The following is a 19,421-nucleotide window of genomic DNA, read 5'->3' on the forward strand; positions in this document are numbered from 1 at the left end:
GGCTCCTTGGACCGCGTGCTTGGGTCCAAGGCAACGTAGCGCGGGCACGGCGGTTCCCTTGCCCTTTGTCAGTCCCGTTACGCGACCAGGGCGGTCGCGTTCCTGCGGGCATGGGCCTGCGCGATCATCGCGCAGATCAGCAGCTGCGCCATATGATAAACCAGCACCGGCAGGACCGTGGCCCCCACCGTCTCGGGCGGGAACAGCGCCGCCGCGATCGGCAACCCCGAGGCCAGGCTTTTCGTCGAGCCGCAGAAGAACAGGACCGAGCGATCCTCGGGCGGCAGGCGGAACAGGCGGCCCATCCCGGCCATCAGCCCGAACACCACCGCCAGCATGACCAGCATCACCGCGATCAGCGCGATCAGCGCCACCGGCGGGATCGACGCCCACAGGCCCGACACGGTGCCCGCGCTGAAGGCCGAATAGACGATCAACAGGATCGCGCCCCGGTCCACGACCAGGGTCAGCGTCTTGCGCGTCCGGACGAAATTGCCGACCCAGGGGCGCAGCAGCTGGCCCAGCACGAAGGGCAGCAGGATCTGCGTGCCGATGCGCACCACCGCGTCCAGGCTGATGCCCCCGTCACCCGCCTGCATCAGCAGCGCGACCAGCACCGGCGTCAGCACGACCCCGATCAGGTTGGACAGCGACGCCGCGCAGATGGCCGCAGGCACGTTGCCCCCCGCCATCGACACGAAGGCGATCGAGCTTTGGATGGTCGACGGCAGCACCGCCAGAAACACCAGCCCCAGTGTCACCTGCGGCCCCAGCAGCCCGCCGAACACGGCGGCGAACAACAGCCCCACGGCCGGGATCAGCAGATAGGTCGACGCGAATGTCAGCCCCTGCAGCCGCCAGTTCAGCAGTCCCGCCCGGACCGAGGCCGGGTCCAGTTTCGCGCCGTACAGAAAGAACAGCAGCGCCACCGCGCCGTAGGTCACCTGCCCCAGCCCGTCCGCCGCGATGCCCCGCGCGGGCAGCATCAGCCCCAGCAGCACCGTGCCCAGCAGCATCAGCATATAGGTGTCGATCCCGATGCGTCGCAGAAATCCCATGGCTTATCCTTTCACAGGCCGATGGCCATGCCGTCCTTGCGGCTGTCGGACCCGCCTTCCAGCAGACCCGTTGAAATACGGATCGCCTGCGCGCCGCCCATCGGGCCGGTCAGGCGTTTGATGACATGGCCGCGCGCGGCCAGATCGTCGCAGATGTCCTGCGGCAGGGTCGGTTCGACCTGCAGCACGCCGTCGGTCGCAAAGCTGCGCGGCTCGTCAATCGCGGCCTGCAGGGACAGGCCCCGGTCGATCACCGCCGACAGAAAGGCCGCGTGGCCGGTGGCCTGATACTGCCCGCCCATCACGCCAAAGGGCATGACGTTGCGCCCGCCCTGCGTGACCATGCCGGGAATGATCGTGTGCATCGGACGTTTGCGCGGACCGATGGCGTTCGGATGGCCGGGGATCAGGCGGAAGGACGCGCCCCGGCTTTGGAACAGCACGCCGGTCGCCGGGTCCAGCCGCCCCGAGCCGAAGCCGTGAAAGATCGAATTGATGAAGGACACCGCGTTCCCCTGCGCGTCCACCACGCACAGATAGATGGTGTCCTTGTGCTCGGGCTCGTCCCACAGGGCGGGGGCCTGGGCGCGGGTCATGTCGATGCGGGCGCGCAGGGCGGTGATGGCCGCGTCCGACAGCAGCGTCTCCGTCAGGCCCGCGCAATGGTCCGCATCGCCCAGCAGGGCGTCGCGGTGGTGATAGGCCAGCTTGGTCGCCTCGGCCTGGACATGATGGCGGTCTGCGGTGGACAGCGCGGCCATGTCGAAGCCCTCGATGATCCGAAGGATCAGCAGCGCGGCAAGCCCCTGCCCGTTCGGCGGGCATTCGTGGATGTCGAACCCGCGATAGCGCGCGCAGATCGGCGCGACCCATTCGGCGCCGTCCGTCGCCCCGGCAAAATCCTGTTCCGTATGCAGCCCGCCCAGGGACCGCAGATGCGCGACCATGCGCGCGGCGGTATCGCCCTGATAAAAGGCCGCCGGGCCGTGGGCCGCGATCTCCTCCAGCCGGTCGGCCAGCAGGGGTTGCGCATGGCGCGCGCCCGCTTGCGGCGCGGGCAGGAACAGGGCCGCGGCATGGGGGTCCGCCGCCACCGTCGCCGCCGATTCGGCCCAGTCCTGCGCGACGCGCGGGGTGACCGGATAGCCGTCGCGGGCATAACCCACCGCATCGCGGAACAGCCGTGTCAGCGGCAGAGAGCCCAGATCGGCATGCAGCCGGCACCAGGCCGAAATCGCGCCCGGCACGGTCACCGCATGCGGGCTGCTCTGCGGGATCGCATCGGTCAGCCCGGCGGCCTGCAGGGCCTCAACCGTTGCGGCGGCGGGCGCACGCCCCGACCCGTTCAGCGCCCGTACCGGTCCATTCACCGGGGCATACAGCGCAAAGCAATCGCCGCCGATGCCCGTCATCAGCGGGTCGACCACCGCCTGCACCGCGCTGGCGGCGATGGCCGCGTCGACGGCATTGCCGCCCTGGGCCAGGACCGACAGGCCCGCGGCGCTGGCCAGCGGGTGAGAGGTCGCCACCATCGCGCGGCCCGCATAGGTCGCCGGGCGACGGCCCGACAGGAAATCGAATGCGCTCATGGGCTGGTCTCCGGCTGCGGAATCACATGGTCAAGGCGGTCGCATATGTATACATGTCATGGCAACAGAAATACAATTGACGGAATGGCCCATGTCCGCAACCCGCTCGGCCGATCAGGTTCATGCCGCATTGTCGGCGCAGATCGTGGCGGGCACGCTGCGGCCCGGCGATCCGCTGGCCGAAACCGCGCTGGCCGCGCAGTTCGGGCTGTCGCGCACCCCGGTGCGCGAGGCGTTGCAAAGGCTGGCGGGCGAGGGTCTGGTGGAACGCGGACCGCGCCGCGCCTTTGTCGTGCGCGACATGACCACCGACGCCCTGCGCCACCTGTTCGAGGCCCTGGCCGAGCTGGAGGCGCTGTGCGCCAGCCTGTCGGCGCTGCGCATGACGCCCACCGATCACGCGCTGCTGGCGGGCATCCTGGACCGCGACGACCTGCCCGGCGCGGATTACGCGCAGGCCAACATCCGCTTTCACGGCGCGCTGCGGCAGGGGGCGGGCAATGAGGTCCTGGCCGATCTGCTGGCCGATCTGGACCGGCGCAGCCTGCCCTGGCGCAATGCGCAGTTTCAGAAACGCGCGGCGCGCATCGCCACGTCGCGGGCGGAACACCGGGCGATCCTGGCCGCGATCACCGCGCGCGATGCGGACGGTGCGGCAGACCGGATGCGGGCGCATATGGGCGCATCCCTGGGGGTGATCCTGGAGATGCTGGCCGCGCGACCCTATTCGGCGGGCTGAGGCGCGGGTTTGGTCGCGGGTGCCGGATCGCGCCGCCCGATCCGTTCGACCAGCACATAGATCACCGGCGTCAGGAACAGCGTCAGCACGAAGGCCAGCGACAGCCCGCCCACGATGACCGCGCCGATGGCCCGGCGGCTTTCGGCGCCCGCCCCGGTCGCGGTGGCCAGCGGCACGGCGCCCAGGATCGTGGCGATGGTGGTCATCATCACCGGGCGCAGGCGGGTCACCGCGCCTTCGCGCGCGGCGGTGACCAGATCGCGGCCCTCCTCGCGCAGCTGGTTGGCGAATTCCACGATCAGGATGCCGTTCTTGGCCATGATCCCGATCAGCAGGATCATCCCCACCTGGGAAAAGATGTTGACCGACGCCCCCGTCAACAGCAGCGTCGCCACCGCCCCGGCCAGCCCCAGAGGCACGGTCAGCATGATCGTCAGCGGGGTGCGGAAACTCTCGAACTGGGCGGCCAGCACCAGGAACACGATGACCAGCGCCATGGCAAAGACGGTGGCCACGCCGCCCTGGTTCTCCTGGTAATCGGCGGCCTGACCGCGCCAGACCAGCAGGGCGCCTGCGGGCAGGTCGCGGGCCGCAGCCTCGACCAGGGCCATGGCGCGGGCCAGATCGGTGCCCTCGACCAGATCGGCCTCGGAATTGACCGAGATCAGGCGGTCGTTGCGCGCGATGGAGGGGACCGTGGCCCCCGTCGTGACATCGGCAAAGGCCGACAACGGGATCAGGTCGCCCCGCGTGTTGCGGATCAGCACGGACAGCATGTCCTGCACGCTGTCGCGATCCTCGGGGGCGGCCTGCAGGATCACTGGATATTGCCGCCCGCCGCTGGTGTATTCGCCCACGTTGCGGGACGCGAACAGCACCTGCAGGGTCTGGGCCACGGTCTCGCTGTCCAGGCCCAGGTCCTGGGCGCGGGTGCGGTCGATCTCCAGCGAGGCGCCAGGCTGGTTGGCGGCGAAATCGACATCGACGCCCGACAGGCCGGGCGCGTCCGACAGCCGGTCGGCGACCTCCTCGGCCCACAGGGCCGCGCGCTCCAGGTCGGGGCCGCCGATGGACCAGCTGATGCTGCCGCTGCCGCCGCCCAGACCCAAGCCCCCCGACGGCCGGATCGAGGTCGACACATCGGTCATCGCGGTCAGCTGCGGGCGCAGTTCGGCCATCACGTCATCGACCGACACGTCGCGATCGTCCCAGGGCGCCAGGTTCACGAACAGCAACGAGCGGCGCGCATTGCCGCCCAGGCCCACGATGGCGGTGACGTTCTCGACCACGCCCTGGTCGCGCAGGGGCGCGATCATCGCCTCGACCCGGCGGGTGGCCGCGTCGGTGTATTCCAGGTTCGAGCCCTGTGGCGCGTTCAGGATGATGCGGAACCCGCCCCGATCCTCGTCCGGGGTCAACTGGCGCGGCAGCGCCTGATAGACCGACACCGCCCCCGCCACCAGGAACGCCGTTCCCGCCAGGATCACCACGGGACGCGCGATCATGCGCGCAAGGATCCGGTCATAGCCGCGTTCGGCCCATCCGATCACGCGGTTCATGCTGCGCGTCAGCAGGTTGGGACGATCCTCGCGCGGCATCACGCGGGCTGCCAGCACCGGCGACAGGGTCAGCGCGACCACCCCCGACACGGCGACCGCAATGGCCAGCACGATGCCGAATTCCGCGAACAGCTGGCCCAATTCCCCGTCCATGAAGCTGACCGGCACAAAGACCGAGATCAGCACCGCCGTCGTCGCGATCACTGCAAAGCTGACCTGCCCCGCGCCCTGGCGTGCGGCCTCGGCCCGGGACTTGCCCATGGCGCGGTGGCGCTGAATGTTCTCCAGCACGACGATGGCGTCGTCCACCACCAGACCGATGGCCAGGATCAGCGCGAACAGCGTCAGGATGTTGATGGTGAAGCCCAGGGCCAGCATGCCCAGGGCCGCCCCCAGGGCCGAGACCGGGATGGTGACGATCGGCACCAGCGACAGCCGGGCCGAGCCCAGGAACAGGAAGATGACGGCGGTAACCAGCCCCACCGCCTCGACAAAGACCCGGATGACCTGCGCGATCGAACTTTCGATGAACACGGCCTCGTCGGTGGTGACGCGCAGGCTCATCCCATCGGGCAGGGTGGGGGCGATGCGGTCCAGCTCTGCCTTGACGGCGGACGATATGGCGACGGTGTTCGACTGCGCCTGCGGCTGCACGCCCAGACCCAGGGCGATGTTGCCGTTGGCGCGATAGATGGTGGTGGTCTGTTCGGCCCCCTCCTCGATGCGGGCCACGTCGCCAAGGCGCAGCGGACGCCCGCCCTCGTCGCGCAGGACCACCTGGGCGAAGACGTCGGCGGTGGTGAACCGCGTCTGCGCCAGCACCTGCAGCTGGCGGGCGCCGGTCTCGATCTGGCCTGCGGGCAGTTCGACATTGTTGGCCTGCAGCGCGCCGATGATGTCGCTGGTGGTGATGCCATAGGCGGCCATGCGCGCCTGATCCAGCCAGATGCGCATGGACGGCGCGCGTTCACCAAAGATCTGCGCATTTGCCACGCCGGGCAGCCGCGCCAACCGGTCAGTGATGAAGCGGCTGGCGTAATCGGACAGCTCCAGCGGGGTCATGTTGGGGCTGGACAGTGACAGGCGCACCACCGGGTCGCCCTCGTCGTCGTTCTTTTCGACGCGGGGGGTGCCCGCGCCGTCAGGCAGGTTGTTCAGCACCCGGTCGACCGCCGCGCGCACGTCGTTGGCGGCGGCGTCGATGTCGCGGCCCGTGTCAAAGGTCAGCACCGTCCGCATCCGCCCCCGGTCCGAGGTGGTGCGCATGGCCGTGACGCCGCTGACGCCCGCCAGCGCGCCCTCGATCACGGTGGCCAGCTGGTTGTCGACCACGTCGGGGGCGGCGCCGGTGTAATCGACGCGCACGCTGACCTCGGCCGCCTCGACCGAGGGCAGCTCGCGGACCGGCAGGCGGGTGATGGCCACCGCCCCGATCAGCACGATCAGCAGGTTGATGACGGTCGCGAAGACGGGGCGGCGCAGGGCGAAATCGGGGACGCTCATCCGTCTGCCCCAACGGGTGCGGCGGTGGCGGTGCGGTCGGGGCGCGGGGTGGCCGCGACGGCCGTGCCCGGCTGGACGCGGTGCAGGTTCGACACGATGATCTGGGTGCCCAGCTCGACCCCCTGCAGAACCTCGACCAGGCCGTCGGCCTCCTGGCCCACGCGGATCTCGGCCCATTCGGCGCGGTCGTCCCGCACGACCAGGACGCGCTGGACGTTACCCTCGACGCTCAGCGCGGTTTCGGGGACGGCGGGGCGGTCACGCTCGTCCAGGACCAGCTCGACCTGCAGGAACATCCCCCCGGCCAGCGCGCGGTCCGGGTTGGGCATCTGCGCGCGCAGCGCGATAGAGCGTGTGGCCGCATCGACTCGCGTGTCGACCAGCGTGATCTGCGCCTGAAACACCCGGTCCGGCCAGGCCGATGATCGCAGCTGGACCCCTTGCCCCACCGCCAGGCGCGGCAGCAGCGTTTCGGGAACGGCGAAATCGACCTCGATCACCTCAAGGTCATCCAGCGTGGCGATGGGGGTGCCGCTGTCCAGCATCTGCCCCTCGACCAGATCGGTCAGGCCGACGATACCGGAAAACGGCGCGCGCAGCTGGCGGTCGTCCAGCGCGACCTGGGCGCGGTCGCGTTCGGCACGGGCACGCAGCTGGGCCGCGCGCGCCGTCTGGAACGCCGCGTCCGAGGCGCTGCCGCTGCGGTTCAGCTGTTCCTGACGGGCAAAGGCCGCGTCGGCCTCGGCCAGGGTCGCCTCGGCCGCGGCCAGGTCGGCCTGTTCGGCGCGGTCGTCCAGCTCCAGCAGGATGTCTCCCTGTTCAACGTCGGCGCCCGGGCGAAAGGCGATGCGGGTGATGCGGCCGCTGGCCTCTGGCATCAGGTCGACGGCGCTGCGGGCGCGGGCGGTGCCCACGGCGCGCACGCTGTCGGTGAACCGCGCGCGGCTGACCGCGACGGTATCGACCGCGACGGGCTGGCCGCCCCCGCCGCCCCGCGCGACCTGCGGGTCGGGCGCGGCCAGCAGGCGGTCCGCCAGGTTCAGACCCAGCACGCCTGCTGCGACGATCACGATCGCACCGATGGTCGCCTTGACGAAGCGCATGGTCAGTTCTTCTCCGCTGCAGGGTCCGGCGACCTCCCGAAGGGGACGAGCCTTGGGACCGGGCGTGGCTGGGGGCAGATTGCCGCTTGTTTCACGTCATGCAACTGATAATCCCGTGTGTCCAAGGGAAACCGGCATGCCTGCCGCCCATCGGGGCAGCCTGCACGCCCCGCCTGACCGCCCCTGCCGAAAGGACTGGCCGATGACCACGACCGACGATCTGACCCTTGCGCTGGAGGCCGCGACGGCGGCGGGCGCGCTGCTGCGCGACCATTGGAACGACCGGGGCGCGCTGATGATCGACGCCAAGCGGCAGGGTGACTTTGTGTCGCAGGCCGATCACCGGGCCGAGGCGCTGCTGCGCGACCGCCTGCTGGGCGCGAACCCCGAAGACGGCTGGCTGGGCGAGGAGACCGAAGGCCGCGCCGGTCGCCGCCGCTGGATCGTGGACCCGCTTGACGGGACGACGAACTTTCTGCGCGGCATCGCGCATTGGGCGGTGTCCATCGCGCTGGAACAGGACGGGCGGCTGGTCCTGGGCGTCGTCCACGACCCGCTGAAGGATGAGACCTTCAGCGCGGTGGAGGGCGGCGGCCTGCGGCTGAACGGCACGGCGCTGGTGCCTGCCGCGCCTGCGGGCTTTGATGCGGCGCTGTTCGGGACGGGGCTGCCCTTTGGCAGCATGCCGCATATCGACGATCACGCCGCCGATCTGGCGCGGGTGCTGCCGGGCACGGCGGGGGTGCGCCGCATGGGGGCCGCCGCGCTGGATCTGGCCTATGTCGCCGCCGGGCGGCTGGACGGGTTCTGGGAACGCCGCCTGCGGCCCTGGGACATCGCCGCGGGCCTGGTCCTGATGCGCGAGGCGGGCATCCGCACCGAGGGCTGGTCCGCGGATGAGCGCCCCGAGGACACCGGCACCGTCATCGCCGCCCCGCCCGCGCTGTTCGACCGCCTGGCCGCGACCCTGCGCGCCTAGGCCAGCCGCGCGTAAAGGTCGCCCGACCCGCCCTCGGGCGGCAGGGCGGCCAGCCAGGCGCGCACCGCATCCGCGTCGCGCCATTCGTCCCACAGGAACCCCCCGGCCTCTCCGGTCACCGGGTTGAACCGATAGCGGCCAAGGCTCTCCAGCCGGTCGATCACCGCCAGCGTGCGGTCGCGGAACGCGGGCAGGTATTCGACCGACAGCATCGGCAGCGGCTGCCCCAGGCCGGACAGCACGTCCAGCTCGAACCCCTCGACGTCGATCTTAACGAAATCGGGCAGGCCGTGGGTGGCGATCAGCGCGTCCATCGTGGTCATCTGCACTTGCTGACTGCGGTCCCACCGGACATGGCCGAAACCCGGCGCCCCGGCCGCCTCGGCCGCGAAGCTGGTGCTGAGCGACGACACCGTGGGGTGCAGCGACGACACCGCCATCTGCGCCACCGCCTCGGACGGGCCGATGGCCTTTTGCACCAGCACGATGTCGCGCGGCAGGCTGCGACGCAGGAACCCGGCAAAGGGCTCCTGCGGCTCGCAGGCGACGACCCGCGCGCCCGCCGCCCGCATGGCCCGCGACCGGCTGCCCACATGCGCGCCGATGTCAAAGGCCAGATCGCCCGGTTGCAGCAGATCGCCATAGAACGCCCGCAACTGCCGGCGGCGCAGCGGATTGTAATAGATGGCAAGCGACCGGATCAGGCCCAGATAGGCGCGCAGAGGCATCGGATTCCCTCGGTTGGATGGGGTCAGCCTAGGGCCTGCGACGGCCCGCGTCCAGAAAGCCGGGGGCGGTTCCGGGGCACGCACGGCAGCGTGATCCAGCTGCGCGACATTGTGCCACAAGGCTGCAACCCTCGCGGAACTGCTACGTGTTTCAAGGCGTTGCGACAAACGTGACACCCTGTTTCCTGGGCCGAAAGTTGAAAAATGCGCGTATTTCCCCCGATTTCCACCGCATTGCCCGCCGTTCCGGGGGCCGATGATCCGCTGACGCTGCGTCGATCCGAACGCGTGGCCCGGATGGTGTCGGACCTCAGGCTGGGCCTGCCGGTGGTGCTGATCGGCGACCCGGCCCCCGCGCTGATCTATCCGGTCGAGACCCTGTCGCCCGAACGCTTTGCCGCCTTGGGCGCCGGAGGAGAGCTTGTCCTGACCGCCCGCCGCGCCGAGGCCCTGCGCCATCGTCCGCATGAGGGCGAGGTCGCCTTGGTCCCCGTGCCCGCGGGCGCGCGTCTGGACTGGGTCCAGGCCTTGGCCGACCCGTCGCGCCGCATGCCCGCGAACGCTGCCCTGCCGCAGGCCCCCCAGCATCAGCCGACGATCCTGCATCGTGCCGCCATCCGCCTGGTCAAGACGGCAGAGCTGCTGCCCGCTGCGCTGGTCGTGACCGGCCCCGACGTGATCGACACCGCGCTGCGCCACGGCCTGGGCATCCTTGCGGCGGATGAGGTTCTGGACCAGGTCCTGCTGCCGCGCGACCCGCGCCCGGTGTCGGACGCCCGCGTGCCGATGCTGGCCGCGCGCAACGGTCGCCTGCACGTGTTCCGCGCGCCAGATGGCGGCCCCGAGCATTACGCGGTCGAGGTCGGCACCCCCGACCGGGACAAGCCCGTGCTGGTGCGCCTGCATTCGGCATGCTTTACCGGCGACGTGCTGGGCAGCCTGAAGTGCGATTGCGGCCCGCAGCTGCAGGCCGCCCTGCGCGCGATGGAGGCCAATGGCACCGGCGTGCTGCTGTATCTGAACCAGGAGGGGCGCGGCATCGGCCTGGCCAACAAGATGCGCGCCTACAGCCTGCAGGATCAGGGGCTGGACACGGTCGAGGCGAACCACCGCCTTGGATTCGAGGATGACGAGCGTGATTTCCGCACCGGCGCCGCCCTGCTGCGCCAGATGGGGATCGGGCGCGTGCGTCTGATGACCAACAACCCCGCCAAGATCGCGCGTCTGGACAGCGAGGGCATCGAGGTCGTCGAACGGGTCGAACTGAAGGTCGGTCGCGGCCCCGAAAACACCCGCTATCTGGACACCAAGGCCCGCAAATCCGGGCATCTGCTGGCATGACCGCCGACGCGCTTTGGTGCACCGCCCCCGGTCAGGCCGCGCTGCGCCCCGGCCAGCTTGGCGAGGGCACCCACGTCCGCACGCTGTTCTCGGGCATCAGCCGCGGGACCGAGCGGTTGGTCCTGTCCGGCCAAGTTCCCGACAGCGAACAGGACCGCATGCGCGCCCCATTTCAGGAGGGCAATTTTCCGTTTCCGGTGAAATACGGCTATGCCGCCGTGGGCCTGGCAAGCGACGGCGCGCTGGCGGGACGCCATGTCTTTGCGCTGTTCCCACACCAGACCGAATTCCGCCTGCCCCAAGACGCGCTGATCCCGCTGCCCGACGCGCTGCCCCCAGAACGTGCGATCATGGCCGCGAATATGGAAACCGCGCTGAACATCCTTTGGGACAGCGGCGCGGGTGCGGGCGACCGGATCGCCGTCGTGGGCGGCGGGCTGGTCGGCCTTCTGACCGCCTATTTGGCCGCGCGGCTGCCGGGGGCGGAGGTGACGGTCATCGACCCCCTGCCCGACCGCGCCGCCATTGCCCGCGATCTGGGCTGCGCCTTTGCCGCGCCCGATGCCGCACCCGGCGATCAGGACGTGGTGATCCACACCAGCGCGTCGCAGGCCGGGCTGGTCCTGGCCCTGTCGCTGGCCGGGCCCCAGGCCACCATCGCCGAGGCCAGCTGGCATGGCGCGGCGCAGGTGGCCCTGCCCCTGGGCGGCGCGTTTCACAGCCGCCGCCTGCGCATCGTCAGCACTCAGGTCGGCAGCATCCCGCCCGACCGCGCGCCGCGCTGGACCTATCGCCGCCGCCTGAGCAAGGCGCTGGACCTGCTGTGCGACGCGCGGCTGGACGCGCTGATCTCGGGGCAGACGGCCTTCGCCGATCTGCCCGACGCCTATCCCGGCATCCTGGCCGACCCCGCCACCCTGTGCCACCGCATCGCCTATTGACCCTGGAGACACCATGTTCGCCGTCGAAGTCCGAGACCACATCATGATCGCCCATTCCTTCCCCTCGCCGACCTTCGGTCCGGCGCAGGGCATGCATGGCGCGACCTTCACCGTCGACACCGCCTTTTTCGCCGAAGAGATGGACCACGAAAGCCTGGTCGTCGATATCGGCCTGGCGACCGAGGCTCTGGCCGAGACGCTGTCCCCCCTGCGCTACAAGAACCTGGACGAAATCCCTGAGTTCGCCGGGAAAATGACCACGACCGAATTCCTGTGCAAGCATATCTTTGACCAGATGGCCGCCAAGGTTCGCGCCGGTGACCTGAAGGACGGGGGCCGCGTCAAAAAGCTGCGCGTGCTGCTGCACGAAAGCCACATGGCCCGCGCCTGGTTCGAAGGGGACATCTGAACATGGGCTTTTCGGCGGAATGGCTGACCCTGCGCGAACCCGCCGACATGGCCGCCCGCGACGCGACGCTGCTGGCGCAGGCGGCCATCGTCGCGGGGCCTGATCCGGTGGTGCTGGATCTGGGCTGCGGCACCGGATCGACGCTGCGCACGCTGGCGCCGCATCTGCCCGACCACGCGCGCTGGCATCTGGTCGACAACGACCCCGCCCTGCTGGAACGTGCCGCGACCGAGGCGCCGGGCCGCGCCACCGTCCACACGCTGGACCTGCGCGATCTGGAGGCATTGCCGCTGGAGGGCGTCACCCTGGTGACGGCATCCGCGCTGCTGGACCTGATGCCCGCCGACTGGATCGCGGCGCTGGCCGCGCGGCTGGCGGCGGTGGGCCTGCCCTTCTATGCCGCGCTGTCCTATGACGGGATCATGGCCTGGGACCCCGCCCTGCCGCGCGACGCGGACGTGACGCGGGCGTTCAACGACCACCAGCGGACCGACAAGGGGCTTGGCCCCGCGCTTGGTCCCGATGCGGCGGTGCAGGCGGCGCAGATCTTTCGCGATGCGGGCTTTGACGTTCATGACGGCAACAGCCCCTGGCGCATCGACGCCGACAGCGCACCCCTGCACCGCGCCCTGGTCGAGGGGATCGCGCAGGCGGCTTCCGAGACCGGTCTGGCCGTCGCGACCGACTGGGGCCGCAACCGCGCCGCGATGGCCGGCGACAGCCGCTGCCTGATCGGGCATCATGACCTGTTGGCCCTGCCCCCCGGCACGGCCTGACACACCCAGAGGAGGACCGCCCATGCACGCCGTCGACGTCACCCCTCGGGTCTGGGATCGGCTTCTGTCGGTCCGCACCGGCCAGGCCTGCGCCTGCTGCGGGCGGTTCACGGCGGGCGAACGTGCCGCGCTGGACCTGTACGGTCCCGTCGCGCGGCGCGATCTGGGTCCGGTGACCATCGCCCAGATCGGCCAGTCGTTGGACGGACGCGTGGCCACCGCCACGGGCGATGCGCGCGACGTGTCGGGCCCCGAGGGGCTGGCCCATCTGCACCGCCTGCGCGCACTGGTCGACGGCGTGGTGATCGGCGTCAAGACCGCCCTGCACGATCAGCCCCGCCTGACCGTGCGCCTGTGCAGCGGCCACAACCCGGCGCGCATCGTCATCGACCCGCGCGGGCGGCTGCCCGACGACGCGCCGGTTTTGGCCGCTGACGGCGCGCGGCGGATCATCGTCACCGGCACCGACCGCCCCCGCGCCCCGGGGATCGAGGTCCTGCGCCTGCCCGCCCCGGACGGTCGCCTGGACCCCGCGCAGGTGCTGGAGGGGCTGCGTAGCATCGGCCTGGGGTCGCTGCTGATCGAGGGGGGCGGCATCACCATCACCGGTTTCCTGGAGGCCGGGCTGCTGGACCGGCTTCAGGTCTCGATCGCGCCGCTGATCATCGGGGCCGGGCCGCAGGGGCTGACCAGCCTGTCGCCGGTGGACAAGCTGAAGGACGCGCTGCGCCCCGACACGCGTGTTTTTGGCATGGGCAGCGACATCGTCTTTGACTGTGCCTTTGGCGATCAGGCTGCGCGCGCGGTCGTGCCGCTGCATGTCGCGCAGCCGCTGGCTACTGCCGCCAGTTGAAGGCGCCCTCTCCCAAGGCCGGGGCCGCGCCCGGGGCCACGGTGGTGTTGCGAGACAGGGTGATGGGCGTGCGCAGACCCGCGATCCCTTCGGGGGACACGACCATACCCCGCGCCTGAACCTGCGGATCGGACAGCGCCTCGGACACGCGGTTGATCGGCCCCGCAGGCACCCCCGCCGCCGTCAGCGCCGCGATCAGGTCGGCGCGGTCATGCCCCGCCATCGCCTGCGCCAGGGTCGCGCATAGGGCATCCCGCCCAGCCACACGCTGCGCATTCGTGGCCAGTGCCGGGTCATCCGCCAGCGCGGGCAGGTCCAGCGCCATGCACAGCGACCGGAACTGGCGGTCATTGCCGCAGGCGACGATCAGATGCCCGTCCCGCGCCGGAAACACCTGATAGGGCACGATATTCGGATGGGCATTGCCCAGACGCGCGGGTTCCACGCCCCCCAGCAGGTGGTTCGCGGCCTGATTGGCCAGCACCCCCACAGCGCAATCGAACAGCGCCAGATCGACCTGCTGCCCCTGCCCCGAGCGCGCCCGCTCCGCCAGCGCTGCCTGAATACCGATGACGCCGTAAAGGCCGGTGAAAATGTCGATCCAGGCGACGCCGACCTTTTGCGGATCGCCCAATGGGTGGCCGGTCAGCTCCATGATGCCGCCCATGCCCTGGATCATGAAATCATATCCCGGCTGGCTTGCCCGCGGCCCGGTCTGCCCGAAGCCGGTGACCGAGGCATAGACCAGCCCCGGATTGCGCGCCGACAGCGTCGCGTAATCCAGCCCGAACCGCGCCAGACCGCCCGCCTTGAAATTCTCGATCACCACATCGGCGCCGTCGATCAGCGCCCGCAGGCGGTCCAGATCGCCCGCGTCATTGAAGTCGCAGGTGACGCTGGTCTTGCCGCGATTGGTGGCGTGGAAATAGGCGGCGACCGTCTCCACCGTGCCATCGGCACGGGGGCGGTCGATGAAGGGCGGGCCCCATCGGCGGGTGTCGTCGCCTTCGGGGGATTCGACCTTGATGACCTCGGCCCCCAGATCGGCCAGGGTCTGGCCGATCCAGGGGCCGGCCAGGATGCGCGCCAGCTCGACGACGCGCAGGCCAGTCAGCGGGCCTTCAGGCAAAGGCCTGCAGCCCCGTCTGCGCGCGGCCCAGGATCAGGGCATGGACGTCATGCGTGCCCTCATAGGTGTTCACGGTCTCCAGGTTCTGGGCGTGGCGCATGACGTGGTATTCGGCCTGGATGCCGTTGCCGCCATGCATGTCGCGTGACATGCGCGCGATATCCAGCGCCTTACCGCAATTGTTGCGCTTGATGATCGAGATCATCTCGGGCGCAAAGCGGCCCTGGTCCATCAGCCGACCGACGCGCAAGGACGCCTGCAGGCCCAAGGCAATCTCGGTCTGCATGTCGGCCAGCTTTTTCTGGAACAGCTGCGTCGCGGCCAGGGGGCGGTTGAACTGCTTGCGGTCCATGCCATAGCGATGCGCGCGGAACCAGCAATCTTCGGCAGCGCCCATCACGCCCCAGCTGATGCCATAGCGCGCGCGGTTCAGACAGCCGAACGGTCCGCTCATGCCGCTGACATTGGGCAGCAGCGCGTCCTCCCCGACCTCAACGTTCTCCATCACGATCTCGCCGGTGATCGATGCGCGCAAGCTCAGCTTGCCGCCGATCTTCGGCGCGCTGAGGCCCTTCATGCCCTTTTCCAGGATGAACCCACGGATCTTCCCGCCATGGGCGTCGGACTTGGCCCAGACCACGAACACATCCGCGATCGGGCTGTTCGAGATCCACATCTTGGCGCCGTTCAGCACATAGCCGCCCTCGGTCTTGACCGCGCGGGTCTTCATGCCCGCGGGGTCGGACCCGGCATCGGGCTCGGTCAGGCCAAAGCAGCCGATCCATTCGCCGGAGGCCAGCTTCGGCAGATATTTCATCCGCTGTTCCTCGGACCCATAGGCATGGATCGGGAACATCACCAAGCTGGACTGCACCGACATCATCGACCGGTATCCGCTGTCGATCCGCTCGACCTCACGCGCGACCAGGCCGTATGCGACATAGCCCGCGCCGACCCCGCCATATTCCTCGGGGATGGTGACGCCCAGCAACCCGCTGGCACCCATCTCGCGGAAAATTTCAGGGTCGGTCTGTTCGTTCAGATAGGCGTCGGTGACGCGCGGGGCCAGCTTGTCGGCGGCGAAGGACGCGGCCGTCTCGCGGATCATGCGTTCGTCCTCGTCCAGCTGATCGTCCAGCAGAAAGGGGTCTTCCCAGGCAAAGGCCGTGCCCTTGTGATCGACGGTGGTCTTGTCCAGCATGGCATCATTCCTGCATCGGGTGACTGTTGCCGTCAGACTAGCGCAGCAAAGCCCGCACGAAAAACACTATTTCCTCATGGGTTCATGCATTCTATGAATGACCCCATGCGCCAACGCCGCTTTCTGCCCAGCCTGTCCCAACTGATCGCCTTCGAGGCGGTGATGCGGCACGCCTCGGTCACGGCCGCTGCGGACGAGCTGCACCTGACCCAAAGCACCGTCAGCCGCCTGGTCGCCTCGCTGGAGCGTCAGCTGGGCAAGCCGCTGTTCACCCGCGACCGCAAGCGCCTGACCCCCACCCCCGAGGCGCAGGTCTATGCCGCCTCGGTCACGCAGGGGCTGGATGTGATCCAGCGCGCCAGCATGGGGCTGATCGCCAATCCGGGCGGGGGCGTGCTGTCGCTGTCGGTCCTGCCGACTTTCGCCACGCGCTGGCTGGCGCCGCGGATCGGGCAGTTTCTGGCCGACAATCCGGGCATCTCGATCAACCTGTCGACCAAGATCCAGCGCTTCAGCTTTGCCAGCGAGGCCTTTGATGCGGTGATCTTTTTCGGCCAGCCCGACTGGCCCGACGCGCATCACCTGCGGCTGTTCGACGAGCGGCTGACGGCCTGCGCCTCGGCCGATTTCCTGGCGCGCCACCCGATCACCGCACCCGCCGACATGGCCGGCCTGCCGATGCTGCAGCTGGAGACGCGACCCTCGGGCTGGGCCGCGTGGTTCAGGGCGCAGGGCGCGGCGGGCAGTCCGGCATCGGGGATGGTGATGGACCAGTTCTCGATGATGATCCAGGCGGCCATCGCGGGGCTGGGGGTGGCACTGCTGCCCAGCTATCTGGCCCAACCCGAGATCGACGAAGGGCGCCTGCAGCCCATCCTGCGCGCAGGCGTGCCGGGCGAAGGCGCCTATTGGCTGGCCTGGCCCGACCGGCGCCAGGGCGACCCGGCCTTTGCGCGCTTTCGCGCCTGGATCGCGGATCAGGTGGCGGGCTAGGGCTAGGCCCCGCCCTCGCCGCGCGGATCATGCGCCCCGGTGACGCCACCGGCGATGCGGATCGCGCCCGCGCAGCCGAAGATCGGCGACAGGGCGGGCAGTTCCGCGACCTCGTGCCCGCGGGCGTGCAGTCCGGCGATGGCCTCCGCGCCAAGCGATCCTTCGACCTTCAGGCTGTCGCGGCTGTCCGAGAACGTCCGCCCCAGCAGGAACCGCGGCTGCGCCAGCGCCTGCGCAGGCTCCAGCCCCCGGTCGATCAGCCCGGTCAGCAGCACCGCCAGCGTCTGCGGCTGCCCATCCGCACCTTGCGTGCCATAGAGCAGATGCGGCGCCCCGTCCCGCAGGGCAACGCCGGGGTTCAGCGTATAGAACGGCCGTTTCCCCGGCGCGATGGCATTCACATGGCCGGGGTCGGTCGCGAATCCCGCGCCGCGATTGTGCCAGATGATGCCGGTATCACCCACCACCACACCGCTGCCCCAGTCCCAGAACGTGCTTTGCAGCACCGAGGCACAGCGCCCCTGCGCATCCGTCGCGGCAAGGAACACCGTATCGCCGGGCCGGGCGCGATGCGGCCAGTCCAGCGCCCGGTCGGGGTCGATGGCCCGCGCGCGCGCGTCCAGATGCGCGGGGTCCAGCAGGTCGCGCGGATCAGCGCCGCCATGATCCGGGTCCGCGATGCGGGCGCGGTCCAGGAAGGCCTGCTTGACCGCCTCGACCAGCAGATGGGTGCGGGCGGCGGGGTCGTCCGGGATGGTGTGCCGGTGCAGGATGCCCATGATCGCCAGGGTCGCGGCGCCCTGCGTCGGTGGCGGCGGCGCCAGCAGCATCAGGTCGCGATAGGGCTGGGCCAGCACATCGGCCTGACGCGCGCGGGTGCCGGCCAGATCGGCGGCCGTCAGGGGCGCCCCGGCATCGGCCAACCCCTGCGCCACACGCCGTGCCGCCGGGCCGTCATGGAAACTGCGCAGCCCGTCGCGGGACAGCAGGTCCAGCATCTCGGCCAGCTGCGGCTGGCGCAGCGGGTCGTGGCCCGCCCCGAACAGCGCCGCGAAACCGGGCCAGGCGGGCCAGTCGGCGGCGCGGAACGCCAGCCAGAAACGCTGGCTGTCGCCGGGGCGGAACCCTTCGCGGGCGAGGCGGCGCGCCGGGGTCAGCAGGTCGGGCACCGCCATGGTGCCGCCCCACCGATCCGCCGTCAGGGCCAGCGCCCGGTCCCAGCTGTCCACCGCGCAGGCCGTGGTCAGCATCGACCCCGGCCCCCGCATCGGCAGCGCATCGGGCAGATCGGGCAGCACCTGCGGCGCCTGCCCGATCCCCAGGATCGACGTGGTCCAGCCGTCGCGGTCGGCCAGCATCCAGACCGCATCGCCGCCCAAGCCGTTGAAATGCGGCATGACCACGGCCAGTGTCGCGGCCATGGCGACCGCAGCCTCGGCTGCGGTGCCGCCTTGGGCCAGCACGTCGGTGCCGGCCTGCGTGGCCAGCGGATGCGGGCTGACGGCCAGGCTCATGGCAGCTGGCGATCGGTCAGCGGCGGCAGGAAATCGCGGCTGAAGACCTGGGCCGCGTCGGGGGTGACGGCCAGCTGATAGCCCTCGGCCACGATGTCGATGGCGCGCGACAGGCGGTCGTCATCGACATCGCCCAGACCGATCCGCGATGCCTCGTCCGAGGTGATCAGATTGTCATAGGAATAGGTCATCCGCGCCATCTCCAGATCGCGATTGGCCAGGCTGTCATAGGCCATGACGGCATCGGCCCCCGCATCGGCGTCCGAGGCGATCTCGACCGCGGCGCGGTTGATGGCGCGCACCAGCCCGGTCACCGCATCGGGGTTTTCCGCGATCATCGCCTGCGACACCATCACGCCGTTGCCATAGAGGTCCAGCCCGTGATCGCCAAAGCTCATCCAGTCGTAATCGGCCTCGGGGTCCTGACGGTTGTTGATCAGGTTGAACCAGGCGGTGATGTTGAAGACCAGCGATCCGTCGATATCGCCGCGGATCAGCATCGGCTCGGTCAGGTTCGGGGCCAGGCTTTCGACGGTGATGGTGTCGGGGTCCAGACCGTTCATGCGCGCGAAGACCGGCAGCAGGCGCGTGGTCGGCGTGCCAGGCGAGCCGCCAAGGGTCTTACCCTCCAGATCGGCAGGGGTGGCGATGCCGTCGGCCTTGCGGGTGACGATGGTGAAGGGCGGGTTGTTCCACAGCTGATAGACCATCACCGGCGTCACCTCGGGGCGTTCGGCGGCATTCTGGATGATGGCGTTGATGTCGCCAAAGCCTGCGTCATAGGTGCCCGACATGATCCGCGTCACGGTCGCGGCAGAGCCTTCGCCCTGGTCGATGGTGACGCGCAGCCCCTCTTCCTCGAAATAGCCGCGCTCCTGCGCCAGCAGGATGGGCGCGTCGGACCCTTGGGTTTTCCAGCCCAGGGTAAAGCGGATGTCGGTCTGGGCCAGCGCAGGGCCCGCCAGCGCGATCAGGGACGCGGTCGCGGTCAGGAATTTCAGCATCG

Annotated in this window: 17 protein-coding genes; 8 read left to right on the forward strand and 9 right to left on the reverse strand. The window is 69.9% G+C overall.

Going from position 1 to position 19,421, the window contains the following annotated elements; all coding sequences use genetic code 11:
• Positions 1–77 precede the first annotated feature (77 nt).
• On the reverse strand, positions 78–1,058 hold the full coding sequence (locus FA740_RS14490) for a bile acid:sodium symporter family protein (protein WP_136857488.1): 981 nt from the start codon (positions 1,056–1,058) through the stop codon (positions 78–80).
• A gap of 11 nt (positions 1,059–1,069) precedes the next feature.
• Complete coding sequence (locus FA740_RS14495; RefSeq protein ID WP_246053656.1) at positions 1,070–2,647, reverse strand: gamma-glutamyltransferase family protein; 1,578 nt, start codon at positions 2,645–2,647, stop codon at positions 1,070–1,072.
• A gap of 91 nt (positions 2,648–2,738) precedes the next feature.
• Here FA740_RS14495 and FA740_RS14500 point away from each other — a divergent pair, with 91 nt between their 5' ends.
• Complete coding sequence (locus FA740_RS14500) at positions 2,739–3,386, forward strand: GntR family transcriptional regulator (protein ID WP_136857489.1); 648 nt, start codon at positions 2,739–2,741, stop codon at positions 3,384–3,386.
• On the opposite strand, the gene FA740_RS14505 is transcribed toward FA740_RS14500, so the two are convergent.
• Positions 3,371–6,448 carry an efflux RND transporter permease subunit gene (locus FA740_RS14505; protein WP_136857490.1) on the reverse strand — a complete coding sequence of 1,026 codons (3,078 nt, stop codon included), beginning with the start codon at positions 6,446–6,448 and terminating at the stop codon, positions 3,371–3,373. The two genes, FA740_RS14500 and FA740_RS14505, sit on opposite strands and share 16 nt — an antisense overlap.
• Positions 6,445–7,551 (reverse strand): efflux RND transporter periplasmic adaptor subunit, encoded by a 1,107-nt coding sequence (locus FA740_RS14510; RefSeq protein WP_136857491.1) that lies wholly within the window; start codon positions 7,549–7,551, stop codon positions 6,445–6,447. The genes FA740_RS14505 and FA740_RS14510 overlap by 4 nt, the downstream gene beginning before the upstream one ends.
• Positions 7,552–7,753: 202 nt before the next feature.
• Between FA740_RS14510 and FA740_RS14515 the strand changes: the two genes are divergently transcribed.
• Positions 7,754–8,530, forward strand: a complete 777-nt coding sequence (locus FA740_RS14515) for an inositol monophosphatase family protein (RefSeq protein ID WP_136857492.1) — start codon at positions 7,754–7,756, stop codon at positions 8,528–8,530.
• Here the strand turns inward: FA740_RS14515 and FA740_RS14520 are convergent.
• Positions 8,527–9,258, reverse strand: coding sequence for an FkbM family methyltransferase (locus FA740_RS14520; protein WP_136857493.1), 732 nt, complete (start codon positions 9,256–9,258; stop codon positions 8,527–8,529). The genes FA740_RS14515 and FA740_RS14520 overlap by 4 nt on opposite strands.
• A gap of 297 nt (positions 9,259–9,555) precedes the next feature.
• Between FA740_RS14520 and ribA the strand changes: the two genes are divergently transcribed.
• From ribA to FA740_RS14545, 5 genes are read left to right on the forward strand one after another with little or no spacing between them, the layout of a single operon-like run.
• Positions 9,556–10,599, forward strand: a complete 1,044-nt coding sequence (ribA, locus tag FA740_RS14525) for a GTP cyclohydrolase II (RefSeq protein ID WP_246053660.1) — start codon at positions 9,556–9,558, stop codon at positions 10,597–10,599.
• The gene (locus tag FA740_RS14530) at positions 10,596–11,540 is read left to right on the forward strand and encodes a zinc-dependent alcohol dehydrogenase (protein WP_136857495.1); all 945 of its coding nucleotides are present in this window, start codon (positions 10,596–10,598) and stop codon (positions 11,538–11,540) included. The genes ribA and FA740_RS14530 overlap by 4 nt, the downstream gene beginning before the upstream one ends.
• Before the next feature lie 13 nt (positions 11,541–11,553).
• Complete coding sequence (locus tag FA740_RS14535) at positions 11,554–11,949, forward strand: 6-pyruvoyl trahydropterin synthase family protein (RefSeq protein ID WP_136857496.1); 396 nt, start codon at positions 11,554–11,556, stop codon at positions 11,947–11,949.
• A 2-nt stretch (positions 11,950–11,951) separates the two neighbouring features.
• Positions 11,952–12,725 carry a class I SAM-dependent methyltransferase gene (locus FA740_RS14540; RefSeq protein WP_136857497.1) on the forward strand — a complete coding sequence of 258 codons (774 nt, stop codon included), beginning with the start codon at positions 11,952–11,954 and terminating at the stop codon, positions 12,723–12,725.
• Between the two features lie 22 nt (positions 12,726–12,747).
• Entirely contained in the window at positions 12,748–13,578 is an 831-nt protein-coding gene (locus FA740_RS14545; RefSeq protein WP_136857498.1) for a RibD family protein, read from the forward strand.
• On the opposite strand, the gene FA740_RS14550 is transcribed toward FA740_RS14545, so the two are convergent.
• Both FA740_RS14550 and FA740_RS14555 read right to left on the reverse strand, forming a co-directional pair.
• A complete protein-coding gene (locus FA740_RS14550; protein ID WP_136857499.1) occupies positions 13,562–14,707 on the reverse strand; it encodes a CaiB/BaiF CoA transferase family protein in 1,146 nt (381 codons plus the stop codon). The two genes, FA740_RS14545 and FA740_RS14550, sit on opposite strands and share 17 nt — an antisense overlap.
• Complete coding sequence (locus tag FA740_RS14555; RefSeq protein ID WP_136857500.1) at positions 14,700–15,908, reverse strand: acyl-CoA dehydrogenase; 1,209 nt, start codon at positions 15,906–15,908, stop codon at positions 14,700–14,702. The genes FA740_RS14550 and FA740_RS14555 overlap by 8 nt, the downstream gene beginning before the upstream one ends.
• A 105-nt stretch (positions 15,909–16,013) precedes the next feature.
• Here FA740_RS14555 and FA740_RS14560 point away from each other — a divergent pair, with 105 nt between their 5' ends.
• A complete protein-coding gene (locus tag FA740_RS14560) occupies positions 16,014–16,901 on the forward strand; it encodes a LysR substrate-binding domain-containing protein (protein WP_136857501.1) in 888 nt (295 codons plus the stop codon).
• A gap of 2 nt (positions 16,902–16,903) precedes the next feature.
• Here FA740_RS14560 and FA740_RS14565 read toward each other — a convergent pair whose 3' ends face one another.
• Together FA740_RS14565 and FA740_RS14570 are read right to left on the reverse strand one after the other, a co-directional pair.
• Entirely contained in the window at positions 16,904–18,415 is a 1,512-nt protein-coding gene (locus FA740_RS14565) for a gamma-glutamyltransferase family protein (protein ID WP_136857502.1), read from the reverse strand.
• Positions 18,412–19,419 carry an ABC transporter substrate-binding protein gene (locus FA740_RS14570; protein WP_136857503.1) on the reverse strand — a complete coding sequence of 336 codons (1,008 nt, stop codon included), beginning with the start codon at positions 19,417–19,419 and terminating at the stop codon, positions 18,412–18,414. Before FA740_RS14570 ends, FA740_RS14565 begins: the two co-directional genes overlap by 4 nt.
• Between the last annotated feature and the right edge of the window lie 2 nt (positions 19,420–19,421).

The sequence above is a fragment of the Paracoccus hibiscisoli genome (genome assembly GCF_005048265.1).
GTDB classification, from domain to species: domain Bacteria; phylum Pseudomonadota; class Alphaproteobacteria; order Rhodobacterales; family Rhodobacteraceae; genus Paracoccus; species Paracoccus hibiscisoli.